Below are 18,840 nucleotides of genomic sequence, written 5' to 3'. Positions count from 1 at the left end.
AAGGATTCTTTACCCAACGCGCCCGCCTTGCCTGCATCTGCGGTGTCAGCGGCTCTTGGCGTTTTGTTCCCGGCAGCCATGGGTACCGCGACCCATGGCACACAGCTCTAACTGGCTGGCATGGCGTCAAGAACTGCCCTGCACCACCTCCACCTAAAGGGCGTTAATCATGGCTGATAAATCCCTGATCGAATGGAACCCCATCACCCGCTGCACGCTTGTCGATGACGGTTGCCGCCATTGCAACGCCACCCACTTACAGTGAGGATCAGCGACAATGGGCCACCACCCACGCGCCACGATCATCAACCTGCCGCAGCAAAGCGAGGCTGCGCCGCGGCTGATCGGCTACGTCTCAATAAGCACACTGTGCGAGCTGCTGGACGCAAGCGAGGCCACGATCCGCGACTGGGTCAAGCTGGGCTATCTGCCCCGCCCGAGGCGCATTCCCAGCGGTACGCTGCGCTGGAAGTGGGCCGAGATCGAGAAAAAGCTGGACGGAATCGGATCAGGCACCGCAGATGATAACGATCCAATTTTGAGGGCAAGCCGTGGCGGCTGATTTACGACTTGAAGAATACGTCCAACGCAAGCTGAAGCGCGCGCGGGAGTATTTCTATTTCCGCATCGTGCGTGCCGGCAAAGAAACGCGCATACCGCTGCCACACCCTTTCTCAACCGAGTATCGCGCTGCCTATGATGCCGCTCATGTCACGGTCTTTGGCATGGCACCGAACGCATTGGCCAGCAGCACCGGCGTCTCAGAGCTCGTCCGCATGCATCGTCTGAGCGAGAAATACAAACGCCTGCCGGCCGCGTCGAAGTCTGGACGCAACCTTGCTTTGGATCTGATGGCAACCCGCTGGGGAAAATTCGAAGCATCCGCGATTCGCCCTATCCATGTGCAAGCGATTTACGACAGCCTCTCAGATCGCCCCGCCACGGCGAACCGTCGGCTTGATGATATCAGCAGCGTGTTCGGCTGGGGGCGCACCCGCGGCTTTGCCGACATAAATCCCTGCCGCAAGATCGAGCGCGTCGAAAGCGTAGGATCCTATGAGCCCTGGCCCGAAGCGGAGCTCGCCACGCTGATCGAGCATGGCAGGCCTGAGATCATCAAGGCGGTGCTGGTTGCCGTTTACACGAGCCAGCGCCGCGGCGACGTGCTGTTGCGCTTGCAAGATCACACCATTGATGGCGGCGTCTGGTATCTGTCGCAAGGCAAGACCGGCACCACGGTACCAGTACCTTTGCATCCCGTGGTGTTGGCAATTTTAGATATCGAGCGCACCGCGCGCCGCAAAGCTGCGATCGTAGATCCTCAGCGCGCCCTGCTTACCAACTCACGCGGCCAGCCCTGGACGGCGTCAGGCTTCGGCGCATCATGGATTAAAGAGCTGATCCGCCTCAAACTACGGCCCGCGACGGTGTCAGAATATGCCGAAGGTGCGTTCCAGCCCACATTTCATGGCCTGCGCCATACCAACGCGACGATGATCGCCAACGCAGTTGCACGAAATCCAGAAGTATTTGGTGGAATCGACCGGGTGAAATCCATGCTTGGCCATCTGTCGGAACGCATGGCAAAGCACTACATGCGCCGGGCAAAAGGCGAACATATGAATGCCGCAACCATGCTTTTGATTCCGGAGATTGGGAACCGCCCGGCTTGGATTGGGAACCAAGAGGTGGAGTAACCCGCTAAGTCATTGAAAATGGTGGGTCGTGACGGGCTCGAACCGCCGACATTCTCGGTGTAAACGAGACGCTCTACCAACTGAGCTAACAACCCAAGCCGTCGCTATAGCCAATGCCCCGCAGCAGCACAAGCCCCCAATCTGGCCCCGCACCACCATAATAAAAACGCGACCCGAAGGCCGTGTTTTTCATATCACGGTGGGCAACAAGGGATGTGAATCCTATTTATGACTCATAAAGTCAAATACTTGCGAAAAATTCCGCAACAGTGGAACGGATGATTGAGTAAACCCAAATACAGCCAAGCTTTTGGCCGCCCAGACGTGAACCGTCCTGTTTCGGGCGGTTGCACGACAGGAATAGCAGCCGTCAGGGCGCGAAACGGGCGGCTTAGGTTGTAAGTGTGCTGATCAAGGCAAGCCGTCATTTGCTGACGCGGCGTTGCCTATGCAGCAGTTTTGACAAAGCTGCCGTTCGACCAAGCGGGCGACCCGGCCCAAGACCGAACCAAGCATCACAGCACGCATTCACAGAAATAGTTGGCATTTAAGACCAGAGACGGCTTATGGCGCAGTCGCGATCCCCCCGCGACCTAGCGACTGACAGCACGATCGCGCAGTTCGGTCTGCTGCTTAGTATCTATTCGCCGAAGCAGGGCCAGTGCGCAGGCGCGACAAGCCCCACGGGTAGAATGGTTGCCTCATCACCACAGGCCAGATCCAGTTGTGTCTGTTCAAGACCTACGACCCCCGACAAGTCCACATTCTCAAAATGCGCTTGCAGCAAAAAGGCACCGGCCAGATTTACCCCCTTCATCGTTGCCCCGGTAAACACCGCGCGTGGCATGATCGCGTCGTGCAGATCAGCGCCGGTCATCTGCGCATCGCTGAAATCGTTGCGATAGAAATCGCCACCGCTGAGGTCGGCATCGGTCAGGTCAGCCTTTGCAAAGTTGACCCGCAGAAACTCGGCCTTGACCAGTCGCGCGCCGCGCAGGATGGCACCGCCAAAATCCGACCGGCTGGCCAGCGCCTTTTCAAGGTTCGATCCTGTCAAATCCGCCCCGATGAACGAACTGCGCACCAGTTCGCTGCGCTGCAGGTTTGCCCCGGCCATCAAGGCTCCCTTAAATCCGGTGCCCGACAGAAAGGCGTTCTCGAAGATACCCGCCGACATATCGAGGCCGTTCAGCATCAAACGTTCTTTCGAGCAGCCCGTCCAATCCATCGCCGCCGCGGGCCTGTCGCTGCAACCCGCCTGAACGGGCTGTGGGATAGCAAGCACACTCACCACTGCCGCAACAGCCAGCCAAAGCTTCGCGGGCGACTTGGAGACGGCGTTATTCATGGCATGACCTTTGTGTGACTGACACCCACAGTCTAGCACCGGAGTGGGGCACACGGCCAGCCTGCTGCTGTTTTGCTGGGTCAAACGGTCGGGACCGGGCGGGGTCTGGCACGGTGTCGCGCCTGCGCTTGCAGAAAGTTGCAGATACGGCGCGCGCGCACTGTGAAAAGTAAGGCGTTAATCTTAAACGACATTCCCCGCGTGTTCAGTGGGGTTCGCGTCAGCTTCACCTGATTTCTATCGCCGCTGGGTTGTTCCTGCGACCCTAGATGCACCTTAAGCGCGTGATCGCCCCAATTTGACGGGATCGGGCCGCGTTGGCCGTTCTGCGCGTATTTGGGCCCAGCGGTTTGACCATCAACAACGCCTGCATGAAATTGCGAATAGACCGGGGTGGGCAAACACATCGACACGTTTGGCCCGCAGCAATGGGCGGTTTGCAGATCGCCGCAGGCGCGGCAGAGCTATCGCAACACGGGATCAAAGCGGCACTCGATCATGGCAATGTATTCTCGGCACCAGATCAACGCACCAAATCGACTGACCGGGCCTAGAGACACCTGTGGCGGCACCGCCAGTTGCATGCCAAATGTTTGGAAAGATTACACCTTGATGCCCGCTCGGGTTAACTTTGCCGCAACGCGATGCGTCGCGCCAAAATGCTGGTCTTGCGCTGCCCGATCTATCTGTGATGATCCCACCACACTACAGAGGGTGCGGATTTGGGGATGGGGCAGAGCATGACAAGAATAGCCGTGGTGACAGGTGCCGCAGGTGGGATGGGACGGGCGATCAGTGCCAAGTTGCTGACCGACGGGATGCATGTGATTGGGTTGGATATTGATGCGGCAGGTTTGGCCAGCATGGCGCAGCCCGGATTCAGCGGGCATGTCACCGATCTGACCGATGCGGGGGCGATTGCGGCGGTCTTCGCGCAGATCGCGCAGGATCATGGCGGCGTCGATGCTTTGGTGAACAACGCGGGCACCTGCTTTATGTCAGAGTTTCCCGACATTCCGGCGCAGGAATTAGACCGGCAAATGTCGATCAATTTCTCGGGCGCGTTCCATTGCTGTCAGGCCGCGATCAAACTGATGCAGGGGCGCGCGGGGGTCCGCAAGATCGTCAATATCAGCTCGAACGGGGCATATAATTTTGACGTGTTCGATCCGCCGCATTACCGTGCCTCGAAGGCGGCGCTGGATACGCTGACCAAGGATCTGGCGCGGCGCTATGCGCGCGAAAAGATTGCCGTAAACTCGCTGGCCCCGGCGATGACCGAGACGCCTTTGTTCAATGTGCTGACCGCGGATGTGCTGGCGCGCGCGATCGCCGCCATGCCGCACGGCCACGCGATGCAGCCCAGCGAGGTTGCGGCATGGGTCGGGTTTCTGATCTCGCCCGCCGGGGATATTTGCAGCGGCAATGTGATCATTCTCAATCAGGGGCGCGATGTCAGGTGAACCCCGCGATTAAGTGAACCATTCAGGCGCTTTGCGCAAAGTTGTCCATTGCTGCGGGCTGTGGCCAAAAATCACCAGCGCGTCGCGTTGCTGGGCCAGTTCCATCAACCGTGCGCCATGATGAATGGCCAAGGGAACCTCCCACGACCCGGCAAAGCCCTCGTCGATTTCAGCCGCGCGGCTGATCGCATCCGAGGTCAGCATCACCCACCCCGTTTGCGGCAACTGGATCATGAAGGCCAGTTGACCGGGGGCATGGCCGGGGCAGAGCAACACCTGGAATCCCGGTCCAAGCGTGACGTCTTGCGTCACCAGATGATAGTCGCGGGCGGGCCATTCCATCGCCTGTTTGCCTGACCAATACATCGGACGCGGCAAATCCCGCTCGGCCGCTGCAATCAGGATAGGCACGCCGGGAAAGCCCCCCATATGACCCACATGATCAATATGGGTATGACTTTGGATCATCAGCGTGACATCGGCCTTGGACAGCCCCAGTTTGGCAAGCTGCGATTCGGGCGTATTCTCGGGCGTGATCTTCAGCACCCGGCCAAAGCTGCCGAGCCCGTCTTCAGCCGTCGCGGCTTCGGCATCGACGGTATATTTTTCCGGAAAGCCGGTGTCGATCAGCACCACCTCACCCGCATCGGTCTGCACCGCAAAACCGCAGATGCCAATCGTGCGCGGGCCAGCATGCACCTCGAACAAGCCGTAATCCAGAACCGCCAGCCGAATGGGTTTCCCCTTCAGCGCAATCTCATACATCATAGTGCCATCCCCCTTGCCAGATGAAGCGGAGCGCCCGGTTGAAAGTCAAGATCCACACGTTGTTCCAATACCTGCTCGAAACCACCGAAGCCGCCCCCGAGGCGATTGTCGGATTCTCTCTGTCCGGCTCGCCGCGTTTGGGCGATTATCTGGCCGATCTGGACCCGAACCAATCGCTGGACTGGAACAGCCGCGACTTTCGCGGCCTGCCGGAACTGCGCGATCATGTTCTGGCACAGGCCGGGCTCAGCGAAATTTGCACGCCCGCAGATGTGCTGATCACCGCAGGTGCTGCCGAGGCGAATTACCTGTCGATCATGCAGCGTCTGCAACCCGGTGAGCGCATCGTGATCGAAGCCCCCGGCTGGCCGCAAGCCGAAGTGCTTGCAAAGGCCAAAGGCGCCGAAATCGTCAAGGTTGCGCGGTCAGAGGCCGAGGGTTGGCGCTTGCCGCTGGACCTTTTGGCAGCCGCCGTGACCCCCGGCACCCGGATGATCTTTCTGACCAACCCAAACAACCCGACTGGCGATCTGATGAGCGCTGCCGACCTGGCCGAAGTGGTCACCATCGCAGACCGGGTCGGAGCATGGTTGTTGGTGGACGAGGTTTATGCGGGGCTGGAATGGGACGGCCCCCGCGCGCCAGCGGTTGCAGGGCTATATGCGCGCGGCATCACCACCGGATCGGTCAGCAAGGCGCTTGGCTTGCAGGGGTTGCGCACCGGCTGGATGATTTGCCCCGATGCCGAACATATGCGGGATGCACTGATCCTGCGCGAAAACTCTAGTGAAATCATGAACATCATGGGCGAGGTGATCGCCGAGGTGGCGCTCAGGCCTGCCCGCTATGCAACAGCACTTCAGCGTGCCCGCGCAGAGGGAGCGGCCAATTTGGCGCAGATGAACGCATGGGTCACGGAACAACACCATCTGTCTTGGGTGCCGCCAAAAGCCGGTCTGATCGGGCTTGCGCGCCTGCCCGAAGGCGTTGACAGCGACGCGTTTGCGCGCTTTCTGCTTGCGCCGCCCTATCGCACCTTTCTGCTGCCCGGCAGCGCCTATGACCTGCCCAACCACATCCGGCTGGGCGTGGGTGGCGGTGCCGCCGTGCGACTTCAAGATGGGCTGGGTCGGCTGTCGCAAGCACTGCACGACTGGCAAGGTCATCGCTGTCCAACGTCCGAGTGCGCTGTCTGAACCCAAGGGAAAATTACGCTCTACGCAATCGTCATGCCGGTGGCTACGACATCCACCACAAGCAAGCGACGCCATCGTCACGCTGTCATCAAACTGTATCTGCGACTCCGCTCTCTGGCCGAATCGTGGGCTGCAACCACAGAAGGAACCCGTCCAAAACGCCTTGCGACTTAAACTGCGCGCGGGCAGACCTGCTTTGATGTCCGTAAACGTTGCAAGGGCTCAAATTGTTGCCCGCCAGTGGATTTAAGACCGACATCCAAGCCCGCGACCCAAGCCAACAAGTCTGCCCAAAGGGTATGATCCGCTTCCGGCCCCCCACCAGACTTGCAGAGATGCAGCGCAAAGGCCGCTGCGGCACCTGATCTTAAAAGTCAAAGCAGCAAGCAAAGCCAAAGATGCGCAAGACCTCGCTCCTCGGCCCTGCGGGCAAAGTGTTCGCGATCAACTGTCCACAACAAGGTTGAAACCGATGCAAATGCGCGTTGACCTCAGGTTGGCGTTGAGTCATCTTAACCTCAAATACCGGTCATTGGCCGGATGGCATTCACGCCTCGCGGTTTGAACCTTTTCGGGGGTTCGGCGCGGGGCGTTTTTATTTGGGGCTGGTCTGGTGAAACGCCGTATTGCGCTTGGTTTGCTTCATTCGGGCTCGGGCAGCTATGCGTTGTTGTCGCAGGCCAGCCTGATCGGGGCGCGGGCTGCGATTGCGGCGGTCAATGCCGATGCCGCGATGCCGGTGCATTTTACACCCGTGCAGCGCGATCCGGGCGGCAATGCCGATGCCTATGGCCCGTTGTGCGAGGAAATCCTGCGCGACAGCCCGGCGCGCCATGTGGTGGGCTGTGTCACATCGCTTAGCCGCAAAGAGGTGATCCCCAGCCTGGAAAAGCTGGGTGGAACTTTGTGGTATCCGCTGCCCTATGAGGGGTTTGAGGCATCAGATCGCGTCGTCTACACCCATGCCTGCCCCAATCAGCACCTGTTGCCGCTGCTCGATTGGGCGCTGCCTGCACATGGCCGCAGGGTCTATCTGACGGGCTCGAATTACATCTGGGGTTGGGAGATCAACCGGCTGGCCCGCATGACCATTGTGCAGGCGGGTGGCGCGGTGTTGGGCGAGCGTTATCTGCCGATCGGCGCGCAGGATGTCGAGCGGATGATTGATGAAATTCGCGCCACCTGCCCGGATTTTGTGCTGAATTCACTGGTCGGCGCGTCGTCCTATGCGTTCTTGCGCGCCTATCACGCACTTGGCTTGACCGATCCACGCTTTACACCCGAGCGTTGTCCGATGCTGTCGTGCAACCTTACGGAATGTGAATTGGCGCCTTTGGGCGAGGCTGCGGAAGGCTTGATCGCGGCGGGTCCGTATTTTCGCGGAAGTTCGGGCTGGCCGGGGGCTGCTGAATTCGGATCGTCGCATGAGGCTGCAAGCTATGCCGCCGTCACCGAATTGGCACGACTGCTGGCATATCACGGGGCTGGATCAGAAGACTGGCCATTGGCGCACCTGTTGGCGGGCGCGGGCGGCCCGATTGATCCCGGCACCCATCATACCCGCCTGCCTGTGATCATCGCACAGGTGCGCGACGGCGCGTTCAAAGTGATCCAGCATCGCGGTGACGTGCTTGGCGATCCGTTCTTGTCGCGCAACCTGACCACAGCGGCGCTGCCCTTGCGGGTGGTGTCATGAAGCGGCAAGTGCGAATTCAGCAACTGGGCGGCGCACAGGCTGTGATCTTGCACCGCCCGCATCTGAACGTGCTGGCGCTGACCCGGCAATTGCGCGCGATTGGGTTGGTGGTGGACGAGGCTTGGCCAGAACTCGGAGCCCAGGCTTTGGCCGCCGATTTCATCTTTTTTGACGCCGATATGGGCTATGATGGCCAGTTTCCTTGGCCTGCGGGCGATGCCCCTATGCCGATGATTGCAATGATCGGGTCCGAAGCTCCGGGGCGGATTGAATGGTCGTTGCAGATCGGCGCGCATGCGCAGCTTTTGAAGCCGATCACCGGCAGCGGGGTCTACTCCGCCGTGCTGATCGCGCGCGATGCGTTTGACCGTCAGCGGGCACTGGCGGCCGAAATTGCCGATCTGCGGCGCAGGCTGGACGAGCGGCAAACCGTGGTGCGCGCCGTTATGCTATTGATGCAGCGCAGCAAATCCGAGGCCGAGGCTTATGGACAACTGCGCCAAATGGCGATGGCGTGGCAGATCAGTTTTGAAGATGCGGCCCTGCGGGTGGTGGCGCGTTATGCAGCGGAGGGCGGCGATGACCAGCGCAACCGAGGTTAATTTCGCACCAAAAGGCGCGATGCGCCGGCTGATGGATCGCAAGCTTGCGGTGTTCGGCATGGTGCTGATCGCCATCGTGGTCACAGGCGCGGTGGCAGCACCCTGGATCGCCCCGTTTGCGCCCGATCAGCAGAATTTTGACGGGCTGACGATTGAAGGCGCGCCGATGGCGCCGGGTGGGGCATATATGATGGGCACCGATTTGCTGGGCCGCGATCTGTTCAGCCGTATCCTTTATGGCGCGCGCACCTCGCTGGTGATCGGCGTGGTGGCAAATGGCATGGCGCTGTTGATTGGCACTTTGGTCGGCATCACGGCGGGGTATTTTCGCGGCTGGGTGGGATCGGTTCTGATGCGGTTTACCGATCTGATGATGGCCTTCCCGGCGCTGCTGCTGGCAATTTGTCTGGCGGCGATCTTTCAGCCCTCGCTGTGGATTGTGGCGCTGGTCATCGCGCTGGTGAACTGGGTGCAGACAGCGCGGGTGATCTATACCGAGACGACCTCGCTTGCCACGCGCGACTTTATTGCGGCCGAGCGCACTTTGGGCGCGGGCACTGGGCGGATTTTGTTCAAACATATCCTGCCGCATCTGATCCCCACCATCATCGTCTGGGGCACTTTGGGGATTTCGACCACGGTGCTGCTGGAGGCGACGCTGTCGTTCCTGGGCGTGGGCGTGCAGCCGCCGACCGCGTCCTGGGGCAACATCATCTTTGAAAACCAGACCTACTTTCAATCCGCCCCTTGGCTGGTGTTCATTCCGGGGGCGGCGATCATCCTGCTGGCGCTGGCGTTCAATCTGGTCGGCGATGCGTTGCGCGATGTGCTGGACCCAACCCAAAGGGGGCGCGGCTGATGCCGACCTATATCCTGCGCCGGCTGCTGCAATCGGCCCTGATCCTGCTGGGTGTCAGCTTTATCACGTTTTTCCTGCTGTTCGTGCTGCCCGCCGATCCGGTGCGCCAGATCGCTGGGCGCTCGGCTTCTGCGGCGGTGGTGGAAAGCATCCGGCAACAACTTGGCCTTGATCAGCCGTTCTTGGTGCAGTTTGGCCGCTATCTGAGCGGCTTGGTGCAGGGCGATCTGGGCCGCAGCTATCTGCAGAAATCCGAAGTGTCCGAACTGATCGCATCGCGTCTGCCTGCGACGTTGTTGCTGATGGTTGCTGCGATTTTCTGCGAGTTGGTGATTGGGCTTGCGATGGGCATCATCGCCGCCCTGCGCCGCGACAGTTTCACCGATCAGGCGCTGATGATGACCTCGTTCGTCACCGTTTCGGCCCCGCAATTCGTGGTCAGCCTGCTGATGCTCTATGTCTTTGCGGTCAAGTTGGGATGGTTCCCGATTGGCGGCTACGGCACCTTCCGGCATCTGGTGCTGCCTGCGGTGACGTTGGGGATCTTAGGCTCGGGTTGGTATTCCCGGATGATGCGATCGTCGATGATCGACGTGATGCGCACCGATTACATCCGCACCGCGCGATCAAAGGGGCTGACCCGCGCCCGCGTCGTGCTGGGCCATGCTTTGCCGAATGCGATCCTGCCGATTATTGCGATGATCGGCATTGATATCGGCGTGTTCATGGGCGGGATCGTGGTGGTGGAATCGGTGTTTGGCTGGCCCGGTATTGGCCAGTTGGCATGGCAAGCGATCCAGCGCATCGACATTCCGATCATCATGGGTGTGACGCTGGTTTCTGCCGTGGCCATCGTTCTGGGCAACCTTCTGGCAGACCTGATTGCCCCGTTCATTGATCCCCGCATTAAACTGAAATGATTTTTCAACTTCAAACCCGCAAATACACCAACACGACCAACAGGAGAAAAAAATGAAAAAACTTCTCGCCTCCACTGCCCTGATGCTGGCCCTGTGTGGCCCGACGCTGGCGCAAGACTATGTTCCCGATCCGGCTGCTAAGCAGGGCGGCTCGATTGTGATGACCTACAAAGACGACGTGGCCACGTTGGACCCAGCGATTGGCTATGATTGGCAAAACTGGTCGATGATCCGGTCTTTGTTCGATGGGCTGATGGATTATGTCCCCGGCACCACCGATCTGCGCCCCGGACTGGCGGAAAAGTATGAGATTTCCGAAGACGGTTTGACCTACACCTTCCACCTGCGCGTCGGCGTCAAGTTCCACAATGGCCGCGAGATGACCGCCGACGATGTGAAATACTCGCTGGACCGGGTGACGTTGCCCGCGACGCAATCGCCGGGTTCGGGGTTCTTTGGCTCGATCAAGGGCTATGATGCGATGATCGGCGGCACCGCCACCAGCCTTGAGGGCGTCACCGTGGTTGATCCGCTGACGGTGAAGATCGAGCTTTCGCGCCCCGACGCCACCTTCCTGCATGTCATGGCGATCAACTTCGCCTCGGTGGTGCCGAAAGAGGCGGTCGAGGCCGCGAATGGCGACTTTGGCAAAATGCCGGTCGGCACGGGTGCGTTCAAAATGAAGGAATGGACCCTGGGCCAAAGCCTCGTGTTCGAGCGCAACACCGACTATTGGCGCGCGGGCGAGCCGTATCTGGACCAGATCACCTATGAATTCGGCCAAGAACCCATCGTGGCACTTCTGCGCTTGCAGAATGGCGAGATCGACATTCCCGGCGATGGCATTGCTCCTGCGAAATTTGCCGAAGTGATGGGCGATCCGGCGCAGAAGGCCCGCGTTGTGACGGGCGATGTGTTGCACACCGGCTATATCACGATGAACGTCACGGCAGCGCCATTTGATAAGGTCGAAGTGCGGCGTGCGGTGAACATGGCGATCAACAAGACCCGCATCGTGCAGGTGGTAAACAACCGCGCCGTGCCCGCCACGCAACCGCTGCCGCCCGCGATGCCGGGTTATACCAAGGACTATGCGGGTTATCCGTTTGACGTTGAAGGCGCGAAAAAGCTGCTGGCCGATGCAGGCTTCCCCGACGGGTTTGAGACCGACCTTTACGCGATGAACACCGATCCAAACCCGCGGATTGCGCAAGCCATCCAGCAGGATCTGGCGGCCATCGGCATCAAGGCGAACATTCAATCGCTGGCGCAGGCCAATGTGATTGAGGCGGGTGGCGCGGGCACAGCACCGATGATCTGGTCGGGCGGCATGGCGTGGGTTGCCGACTTCCCCGATCCGTCGAACTTCTACGGCCCGATCTTGGGCTGTACGGGGGCCGAGGCAGGGGGCTGGAACTGGTCGAAGTATTGCAACCCAGACCTCGACAAGGCCGCCGTTGCCGCCGACAGCATGTCAGACCCTGCCAAAACCGCAGATCGTCTGAAGGCATGGTCGGATATCTACATGAAGGTGATGGAGGATGCGCCGTGGGCTCCAGTCTATAACGACCAGCGTTTCACCATGAAATCCGATCGTATGGGCGGCGCAGACGCGCTGTTTGTTGATCCGATTGCCACCGTCAACTTCGACTATGTGTATGTGAAATAACATGTGCAAAGCCTGCAATTACACGATCCACGGTGCGCAACACCATTTCGGCTGGGACAATTCAAATCCCCCAGCCGCACGGGTGGAACCGGGCGCCACGATCTTGTTTCACTGTCAGGATTCCTCTGCGGGCCAACTTGGCCCGCAGTCGAAACTGGCGGATGTGACAGCGCTTGATTTCGGCAAGATCAACCCGGTGTCAGGCCCGATCTATGTCGAAGGGGCGATGCCCGGCGATGCGATCAAGGTGACGATCGACAGTTTTGCGCCGCGCAGCCTCGACGGGCGCGGCTTTGGCTGGACGGCGAACATCCCCGGCTTTGGGCTTTTGGCGGATCAATTTCTCGACCCCGCCCTGCATGTCTGGAGCTATGATCCAAACCAGATGGGCCCTGCCCTGTTCGGGCGCGAAGCCCGCGTGCCGCTGAAACCCTTCGCGGGCACCATCGGCAATGCTTTGGCCGCACCCGGCCTGCACTCGGTGGTCCCACCCCGCCGCGTTGGCGGCAATCTGGATATCCGCGATCTGAATGCGGGTGTTGTGCTATATCTGCCGGTTGAAGTCGCGGGTGCCTTGTTCAGCGTCGGTGACACGCACGCGGCGCAGGGTGATGGCGAAGTGTGCGGCACAGCAATTGAATCTCCGATGGATGTGGTGCTGACGCTGGATTTGGTCAAAGGCGCCAACCTGAAAAACCCGCGCTTCACCACCCCCGGCCCGGTGACGCGCCACCTTGACGCCAAGGGCTATGAAGTCACCACAGGCATCGGCCCCGATCTGATGGCCGCCTCGCGCGATGCGGTGGCGGGCATGATCGACCTGCTGTGCGCGCAGCGCGGCATGGCGGCGGTGGATGCCTATATGCTGGTATCGACCTGCGGCGATCTGCGGATTTCCGAGATTGTCGATATGCCGAACTGGGTGGTCAGCTTTTACTTCCCGCGCTGTGTGTTTGAATGAGCGCAGCGCAAACTGACACCGGGGCCACGCTGGCCCCGGAAGTGCTTTCCGTTCAAGATCTTACGGTATCTGTTCGCACCCCAGCCGGCGACCGCCCGCTGGTGGAAAACCTGTCGTTCACCTTGCGCCGGGGTGAAACCTTGGCGATTGCAGGCGAAAGTGGATCGGGCAAGTCGATCACCTCGCTGGCGATTATGGGCCTGCTGCCACCGCCCGCGGTGCGCATCACGGCGGGCAGCGTCCGCTTGGGCGATACCGATCTGACCAAGCTGCCCGAAGCGCAGATGCGATCCCTGCGCGGTGCCCGGATTGCGATGATTTTCCAAGAACCGATGACCTCGCTGAACCCAGTGCTGACGGTCGGCGCGCAACTGACCGAGGCGATCCGCGCCCATACCGATGCCTCCCGTGCCGAGGCCCGCAAGCAAGCACTTGCAGCCCTACATGCGGTGCGTCTGTCGCAACCCGAACAGCGTCTTAAGCAATATCCACATGAATTATCCGGCGGCATGCGCCAGCGCGTGATGATCGCGATGGCCCTCGCCCTGCGCCCCGAAGTGCTGATCGCGGACGAGCCGACCACAGCACTGGATGTCACCGTGCAAAGTGAGGTTTTGGACCTTTTGCGCGATCTGCAACGCGAATTTGGCACCGCGATCATCCTGATCACCCATGATATGGGCGTGGTCGCCGAAATGGCTGACCGGGTGATCGTTATGAAAGCGGGAAAAGCGGTGGAGGAAGCCAGCACCCGGCAAATCTTCGCAAGCCCGCAGATGCCCTACACGCAAGACCTGCTCGCCGCCGTGCCGCGGATGGGCAAGGGAAAACCGCGCCCTGAAACTCCGACAGAGACCGTCGCGCGCCTCAGCGATGTCGTGGTGCGCTTTCCACTGAAGGGCGGTATTTTGGGCCGCACCATCGCCCAGGTTCATGCGGTGGAGCATGTCAGCTTTGACATCCGACGCGGGGAAACCTTTGCCCTTGTCGGCGAATCCGGTTGCGGAAAATCGACGATTGCCAAGGCGATTGTCGGCATAGCCCCGCACCAAGGCCGCATCGAAATCGCAGGCCAAAGTTTTGCTGACCTGGATGCCGCGGGCCAAAAAGCCCTGCGTCGCCGGGTGCAGATCGTGTTCCAAGACCCGATGGCAGCGCTTGATCCACGGATGACCGTCGGCACACTGATCGCCGAACCGTTGTTGATCCACGGCATTGGCAGCCTGGCCGAACAACGCGCCCGCGCGTCTGAACTGATGCAGCGGGTGGGTCTGACGACAGATCAACTCGACCGTTACCCGCACGAATTCTCCGGTGGCCAGCGTCAGCGCATCTGCATCGCCCGCGCCTTGGCCTTGCAACCCGATCTGATCATCGCCGACGAATCCGTCTCGGCCTTGGATGTGTCGGTGCAGGCCCGGGTGCTGGATCTGCTGCAAGCCCTGCAACGCGAATTTGGCATCGCGTTCCTGTTCATCAGCCATGACATGGCGGTGGTCGAGAATATCTCAGACCGCGTGGCTGTGATGTATCTGGGTCAAATCGTGGAAACCGGCACCCGTGCGCAGGTGTTTGGCAACCCGCAGCACCCCTACACCCGCCGCCTGATCGACGCCGTGCCCGTGCCCGACCCCAGCCACATCCGCACCGCTCTGCCACGTTTGGCGGGTGAGGTGCCCAGTCCCGTGCACGTCTTGGGGCAAGGCCCGGCGCGCTTGGTCATGCGCGACATCGGCGACGGCCATCTCGTTGCGCAACAGGCATGACACTTGGGCGAACCGATGCGCTACGGCGGCATGATGCGCCCACGGGGTAGCTAATGCCTGACACGCTCCCCTCGATTGCACCCGACACCAAGTCAAAGCGTCAGCGCAGCGCGCGCGTCCTCGTTGCGACTGCAATCAAATTCGGTTACGCAGTGTGTACAAATAGGGATAACTGAATTGAGCGAAAGTTTGAGAATTTTCCTCTTTGTCGTGGCTGTTCAACTTACCTGTTTATACGTTGATCTTTTTGACGCTTTGCCGCACCTAGATGCGGGTAAGAGGTATGTATTTCATTTTCTATCTTTATACCTAACACCAATTGCATATGCAGTTGGGTCAGTTTTGTATATGGTTGAACTTATCAAAGGTAGAAAATGACCGCAGAGTAGCGTTTCCGGGGCCTCTGACGCGGTCCTTATCGGTCAAGATCAAGCGAGTCTATTGGATGTGATGTGTAGCGCCCTGCCCCGCTAGACATACCCCCAAACCGCTAGACAAATAAGGCCCACCCGCTAGACATTGGGGTGGGCCTTATTCATGTAAGTGCTTGATTTTGCACGATAAGTGTAATGGTGGGAGATAAGGGATTTGAACCCCTGACATCGTCGATGTGAACGACGCGCTCTACCACTGAGCTAATCTCCCGTAGATTGGGTATCTAGCTGGCTTCGTTGGCCTCTGCAAGGGCCTCTCCGGCATTTTTACCGGGCTTCTTTTCGCCACCGCGCCGCAGTTTCAGCGTCATGATCTGGCCAGTGGCATCCGACTTCTGGTTGGCAATCCGCACCCGACCCAAGGGCGGCAGGATCAGGGTTTCGCCCGCTTCCAAAGCTTTGCCAAGTTCAGCCAGTGTCGCCTCGACAACGGCGCGCACGTCTTTCTTGTTCTGATCCGAGGCCGTAGCCACCCGGTCAATCAGGTCTTTCAGTTTCATCAACGCCACAACTTTTGCGCCGGATTCGTTGATTTCGCTAACCTCGTTCATGCTTTCCTCTTTAATTTGGGGCTTGGCCGCAGCTGCGGCGATCTTTGGTTTTGCGGCGGATATTTTGGCGGCCGCAGGCTTTACAACTGCCGCTTTGGCGGTGGTTTTTGGCGCAGCTTTGCTGGTTTTTGCAGCTGCGGGTTTCGTCGGCATCTATGCTCTCCCACTGGTTCTTATTTAGAAACGATCATAGAAGATAATTTCTTAACGCAAAACAAATACCTGCCAGATCTTCGCAAAACCAAGGCCTGCGGGGCAAAAATGCACAAAGGCGCAGGGATTGCCTCGCGCCTTTGCTTTCAAACTTGATGGGGCGCAGGGTTTGCCCCGCGCCTTTTCTTTCAAACTTGATGGGGGCGCAGGATTTGCCCCGCGCCTCTGCCTTTGGTCTTGATTGGCGGCGCAGGGTTTGCCCCCGCGCCTTTGCTTACCTTTTCAAGCCGTCTAGTGGGCCAAAGACGCCGGAGCATTGCCCGCCGACAAAGCCCGCGCAGCAGCTGCGGCTTCTTCGGCGGCTTCGTCCCATTCCACTGGTTCTGGTTGCCGCACCAAAGCCTGTTTCAGCACTTCGCGCACATTGCTGACCGGGATGATCTGCAAGCCTTGCTTCACGTTATCCGGAATCTCGATCAGGTCTTTTTCATTCTCAGCCGGAATGAACACCGTCTTGATCCCGCCGCGCAACGCCGCCAGCAGTTTTTCCTTCAAGCCACCAATCGGCAAAGCATTGCCGCGCAAAGTCACCTCTCCGGTCATCGCAATATCCTTGCGCACCGGGATGCCAGTGATCACCGAGACGATCGAGGTAACCATCGCCAGACCGGCCGACGGCCCGTCTTTCGGCGTAGCCCCCTCTGGCACGTGGACGTGAATGTCCATCGTCTCAAACTTCGGCGGCTTCACCCCCAGTTCAGGGCTGATCGAGCGTACAAAGCTGGCTGCTGCTTCGATGGATTCCTTCATCACATCGCCCAGCTTGCCCGTGGTCTTCATCCGGCCCTTACCCGGCAGCCGCAACGCTTCGATCTGCAACAGATCGCCGCCCACAGATGTCCAGGCCAGACCCGTCACCACGCCAACCTGATCGGTTTGCTCGGCCAGACCATAGTGGTAGCGCTTCACGCCAAGGTAGCCTTCCAGCTTATCCTCGGTCACTTCCACCACTTTCGCGGTTTTCTTGACAATCTCAGTCACGGCTTTGCGCGCCAGCTTGGCGATTTCGCGCTCCAGATTCCGCACACCGGCCTCGCGGGTGTAAGTGCGGATGATCTCGGTCAAAGCGCCATCGCTGATGCTGAACTCGCCCTTCTTCAAGGCGTGCCCAGCGATCTGCTTGGCGACCAAATGGCCCTTGGCGATCTCGCGCTTTTCGTCCTCGGTATAACCCGACAGCGGAATGATCTCCATCCGGTCCAGCAGCGGCCCCGGCATGTTGTAGCTGTTCGCCGTGGTGATGAACATCACATTGGAAAGGTCGTATTCGACCTCCATATAATGATCGACGAAGGTCGAGTTTTGTTCTGGATCGAGAACCTCCAACATCGCAGACGCCGGATCTCCACGGAAATCCTGCCCCATCTTGTCGATCTCATCCAAGAGAATCAATGGGTTGGTGGTTTTCGCCTTCTTCAGCGCCTGAATGATCTTACCGGGCATCGAGCCGATATAGGTCCGACGGTGACCGCGGATCTCAGACTCGTCACGCACGCCGCCCAGAGAAATCCGAATGAACTCACGCCCCGTCGCCTTCGCCACCGACCGCCCCAGCGAGGTTTTCCCCACACCCGGAGGGCCAACAAGGCACAGGATCGGGCCCTTCAGCTTGGTCGAGCGCGCCTGCACCGCCAGGTATTCAACGATGCGTTCCTTGACCTTCTCAAGGCCATAGTGATCAGCGTCCAGCACCTTCTGCGCCGCCGCCAAATCTTTCTTCACGCGGGAAGACACTCCCCACGGCACAGCCAGCAACCAATCAAGATAGTTGCGCACAACGGTCGCTTCCGCAGACATCGGCGACATATTTTTCAGCTTTTTAAGCTCGGCCTCGGCTTTGTCCCGCGCCTCTTTCGAGAATTTGGTGGCCTTGATCCGCGCCTCAAGTTCAGCCATTTCATTCTGGCCGTCCTCACCATCGCCGAGTTCCTTCTGAATGGCCTTCATCTGCTCATTCAAATAATACTCGCGCTGCGTGCGCTCCATCTGAGACTTCACCCGGGTCTTGATCTTCTTCTCAACCTGCAAGACCGACATTTCGCCCTGCATCTGGCCGTAGACCTTCTCCAGCCGCTCGGCCACGTCCAGCGTCTCCAGCAGATCCTGCTTCAGACCGACATCAACGCCCAAGTGTCCGGCCACCAAATCCGCCAACCGTGCAGGTTCGCGGGTTTCCGATACGGCCGACAAAGCCTCTTCGGGGATGTTTTTCTTGATCTTGGCGTAACGCTCGAATTCTTCTGCAACCATGCGCACCATCGCTTCGGCGGCTTCCTTATCGCCGGGAAGTTCAGACAAGCGTTCGGCGCGGGCTTCAAAGAAGCTGGCATTTTCCACAAATTCGGTGATCTTGACCCGCGCCTTACCCTCAACCAGCACCTTCACGGTGCCATCGGGCAGCTTGAGCAGTTGCAGCACATTGGCGAGCACGCCAATCTGATAAATTCCATCGGTCGCAGGATCATCGACAGAAGGGTCGATCTGAGAAGACAGCAGGATCTGCTTGTCATCTGCCATCACCTCTTCCAGTGCGCGCACCGATTTTTCGCGCCCGACAAACAGCGGCACGATCATGTGGGGGAAGACCACGATGTCACGCAGCGGCAGAACCGGGTAGCTCGTGGCGAGAGTATCAGTCATATCGCGTTCCTTATCTAGCAGGAAAGCCATGGCCCCGGTGATCGGCAGCGCGGAGAC

Annotated in this window: 16 protein-coding genes and 2 tRNA genes; 12 read left to right on the top strand and 6 right to left on the bottom strand. The window is 59.4% G+C overall.

Features of this window, described 5'->3' with window-relative positions; all coding sequences use genetic code 11:
- The first annotated feature begins 277 nt into the window (after positions 1-277).
- Together Q7V03_RS03770 and Q7V03_RS03765 are read left to right on the top strand one after the other, a co-directional pair.
- Complete coding sequence (locus Q7V03_RS03770; protein WP_304924269.1) at positions 278-562, top strand: AlpA family transcriptional regulator; 285 nt, start codon at positions 278-280, stop codon at positions 560-562.
- Complete coding sequence (locus Q7V03_RS03765; protein ID WP_304924268.1) at positions 552-1,697, top strand: tyrosine-type recombinase/integrase; 1,146 nt, start codon at positions 552-554, stop codon at positions 1,695-1,697. The genes Q7V03_RS03770 and Q7V03_RS03765 overlap by 11 nt, the downstream gene beginning before the upstream one ends.
- Before the next feature lie 19 nt (positions 1,698-1,716).
- On the opposite strand, the gene Q7V03_RS03760 is transcribed toward Q7V03_RS03765, so the two are convergent.
- Together Q7V03_RS03760 and Q7V03_RS03755 are read right to left on the bottom strand one after the other, a co-directional pair.
- Positions 1,717-1,792 (bottom strand) — tRNA-Val (locus Q7V03_RS03760).
- 545 nt (positions 1,793-2,337) lie between these two features.
- On the bottom strand, positions 2,338-3,045 hold the full coding sequence (locus Q7V03_RS03755; RefSeq protein ID WP_304924267.1) for a pentapeptide repeat-containing protein: 708 nt from the start codon (positions 3,043-3,045) through the stop codon (positions 2,338-2,340).
- Between the two features lie 740 nt (positions 3,046-3,785).
- Between Q7V03_RS03755 and Q7V03_RS03750 the strand changes: the two genes are divergently transcribed.
- Positions 3,786-4,508, top strand: coding sequence for an SDR family NAD(P)-dependent oxidoreductase (locus Q7V03_RS03750; protein ID WP_304924266.1), 723 nt, complete (start codon positions 3,786-3,788; stop codon positions 4,506-4,508).
- A 9-nt stretch (positions 4,509-4,517) separates the two neighbouring features.
- Here Q7V03_RS03750 and Q7V03_RS03745 read toward each other — a convergent pair whose 3' ends face one another.
- Positions 4,518-5,276, bottom strand: a complete 759-nt coding sequence (locus Q7V03_RS03745; RefSeq protein ID WP_304924265.1) for an MBL fold metallo-hydrolase — start codon at positions 5,274-5,276, stop codon at positions 4,518-4,520.
- Between the two features lie 38 nt (positions 5,277-5,314).
- Between Q7V03_RS03745 and Q7V03_RS03740 the strand changes: the two genes are divergently transcribed.
- The 8 genes from Q7V03_RS03740 (at position 5,315) to Q7V03_RS03705 (ending at position 14,945) form a co-directional block, all read left to right on the top strand.
- Entirely contained in the window at positions 5,315-6,472 is a 1,158-nt protein-coding gene (locus Q7V03_RS03740) for an aminotransferase class I/II-fold pyridoxal phosphate-dependent enzyme (protein WP_304924264.1), read from the top strand.
- A gap of 613 nt (positions 6,473-7,085) precedes the next feature.
- Positions 7,086-8,168 (top strand): transporter substrate-binding protein, encoded by a 1,083-nt coding sequence (locus tag Q7V03_RS03735; protein WP_304924263.1) that lies wholly within the window; start codon positions 7,086-7,088, stop codon positions 8,166-8,168.
- Positions 8,165-8,770, top strand: a complete 606-nt coding sequence (locus Q7V03_RS03730; RefSeq protein WP_304924262.1) for an ANTAR domain-containing response regulator — start codon at positions 8,165-8,167, stop codon at positions 8,768-8,770. Before Q7V03_RS03735 ends, Q7V03_RS03730 begins: the two co-directional genes overlap by 4 nt.
- Entirely contained in the window at positions 8,748-9,629 is an 882-nt protein-coding gene (locus Q7V03_RS03725) for an ABC transporter permease (RefSeq protein ID WP_370651071.1), read from the top strand. Before Q7V03_RS03730 ends, Q7V03_RS03725 begins: the two co-directional genes overlap by 23 nt.
- Positions 9,629-10,549 carry an ABC transporter permease gene (locus Q7V03_RS03720; RefSeq protein WP_304924261.1) on the top strand — a complete coding sequence of 307 codons (921 nt, stop codon included), beginning with the start codon at positions 9,629-9,631 and terminating at the stop codon, positions 10,547-10,549. Before Q7V03_RS03725 ends, Q7V03_RS03720 begins: the two co-directional genes overlap by 1 nt.
- Before the next feature lie 52 nt (positions 10,550-10,601).
- On the top strand, positions 10,602-12,218 hold the full coding sequence (locus tag Q7V03_RS03715; RefSeq protein WP_304924260.1) for an ABC transporter substrate-binding protein: 1,617 nt from the start codon (positions 10,602-10,604) through the stop codon (positions 12,216-12,218).
- A 1-nt stretch (position 12,219) separates the two neighbouring features.
- Positions 12,220-13,179 (top strand): acetamidase/formamidase family protein, encoded by a 960-nt coding sequence (locus tag Q7V03_RS03710; RefSeq protein WP_304924259.1) that lies wholly within the window; start codon positions 12,220-12,222, stop codon positions 13,177-13,179.
- Complete coding sequence (locus tag Q7V03_RS03705; RefSeq protein WP_304924258.1) at positions 13,176-14,945, top strand: ABC transporter ATP-binding protein; 1,770 nt, start codon at positions 13,176-13,178, stop codon at positions 14,943-14,945. The genes Q7V03_RS03710 and Q7V03_RS03705 overlap by 4 nt, the downstream gene beginning before the upstream one ends.
- A gap of 570 nt (positions 14,946-15,515) precedes the next feature.
- On the opposite strand, the gene Q7V03_RS03700 is transcribed toward Q7V03_RS03705, so the two are convergent.
- Positions 15,516-15,590: transfer RNA gene (locus tag Q7V03_RS03700), tRNA-Val, on the bottom strand.
- Between the two features lie 13 nt (positions 15,591-15,603).
- Positions 15,604-15,930 (bottom strand): HU family DNA-binding protein, encoded by a 327-nt coding sequence (locus tag Q7V03_RS03695; protein ID WP_304924257.1) that lies wholly within the window; start codon positions 15,928-15,930, stop codon positions 15,604-15,606.
- Between Q7V03_RS03695 and Q7V03_RS03690 the strand changes: the two genes are divergently transcribed.
- Positions 15,929-16,111: a hypothetical protein gene (locus Q7V03_RS03690; RefSeq protein WP_304924256.1), complete on the top strand. Its 183-nt coding sequence runs from the start codon at positions 15,929-15,931 to the stop codon at positions 16,109-16,111. The genes Q7V03_RS03695 and Q7V03_RS03690 overlap by 2 nt on opposite strands.
- Before the next feature lie 263 nt (positions 16,112-16,374).
- On the opposite strand, the gene lon is transcribed toward Q7V03_RS03690, so the two are convergent.
- A complete protein-coding gene (gene lon, locus Q7V03_RS03685; protein WP_304924255.1) occupies positions 16,375-18,783 on the bottom strand; it encodes an endopeptidase La in 2,409 nt (802 codons plus the stop codon).
- Between the last annotated feature and the right edge of the window lie 57 nt (positions 18,784-18,840).

It is taken from the genome of Cypionkella sp., assembly GCF_030652235.1.
GTDB lineage: Bacteria > Pseudomonadota > Alphaproteobacteria > Rhodobacterales > Rhodobacteraceae > Cypionkella.
Note: the sequence above shows the minus strand (reverse complement) of the source record. Positions and strands in the feature narration are given on the sequence as shown.

What these genes read in the sequence shown, in the direction of transcription:
- Q7V03_RS03770 (WP_304924269.1), top strand. Translation starts at nt 278, where the DNA reads ATGGGCCACCACCCACGCGCCACGATCATCAACCTGCCGCAGCAAAGC.
- Q7V03_RS03755 (WP_304924267.1), bottom strand. Translation starts at nt 3,045, where the DNA reads ATGAATAACGCCGTCTCCAAGTCGCCCGCGAAGCTTTGGCTGGCTGTT.
- Q7V03_RS03750 (WP_304924266.1), top strand. Translation starts at nt 3,786, where the DNA reads ATGACAAGAATAGCCGTGGTGACAGGTGCCGCAGGTGGGATGGGACGG.
- Q7V03_RS03745 (WP_304924265.1), bottom strand. Translation starts at nt 5,276, where the DNA reads ATGATGTATGAGATTGCGCTGAAGGGGAAACCCATTCGGCTGGCGGTT.
- Q7V03_RS03730 (WP_304924262.1), top strand. Translation starts at nt 8,165, where the DNA reads ATGAAGCGGCAAGTGCGAATTCAGCAACTGGGCGGCGCACAGGCTGTG.
- Q7V03_RS03725 (WP_370651071.1), top strand. Translation starts at nt 8,748, where the DNA reads ATGACCAGCGCAACCGAGGTTAATTTCGCACCAAAAGGCGCGATGCGC.
- Q7V03_RS03720 (WP_304924261.1), top strand. Translation starts at nt 9,629, where the DNA reads ATGCCGACCTATATCCTGCGCCGGCTGCTGCAATCGGCCCTGATCCTG.
- Q7V03_RS03715 (WP_304924260.1), top strand. Translation starts at nt 10,602, where the DNA reads ATGAAAAAACTTCTCGCCTCCACTGCCCTGATGCTGGCCCTGTGTGGC.
- Q7V03_RS03710 (WP_304924259.1), top strand. Translation starts at nt 12,220, where the DNA reads ATGTGCAAAGCCTGCAATTACACGATCCACGGTGCGCAACACCATTTC.
- Q7V03_RS03705 (WP_304924258.1), top strand. Translation starts at nt 13,176, where the DNA reads ATGAGCGCAGCGCAAACTGACACCGGGGCCACGCTGGCCCCGGAAGTG.
- Q7V03_RS03690 (WP_304924256.1), top strand. Translation starts at nt 15,929, where the DNA reads ATGCTTTCCTCTTTAATTTGGGGCTTGGCCGCAGCTGCGGCGATCTTT.
- Q7V03_RS03695 (WP_304924257.1), bottom strand. Translation starts at nt 15,930, where the DNA reads ATGAACGAGGTTAGCGAAATCAACGAATCCGGCGCAAAAGTTGTGGCG.
- lon (WP_304924255.1), bottom strand. Translation starts at nt 18,783, where the DNA reads ATGACTGATACTCTCGCCACGAGCTACCCGGTTCTGCCGCTGCGTGAC.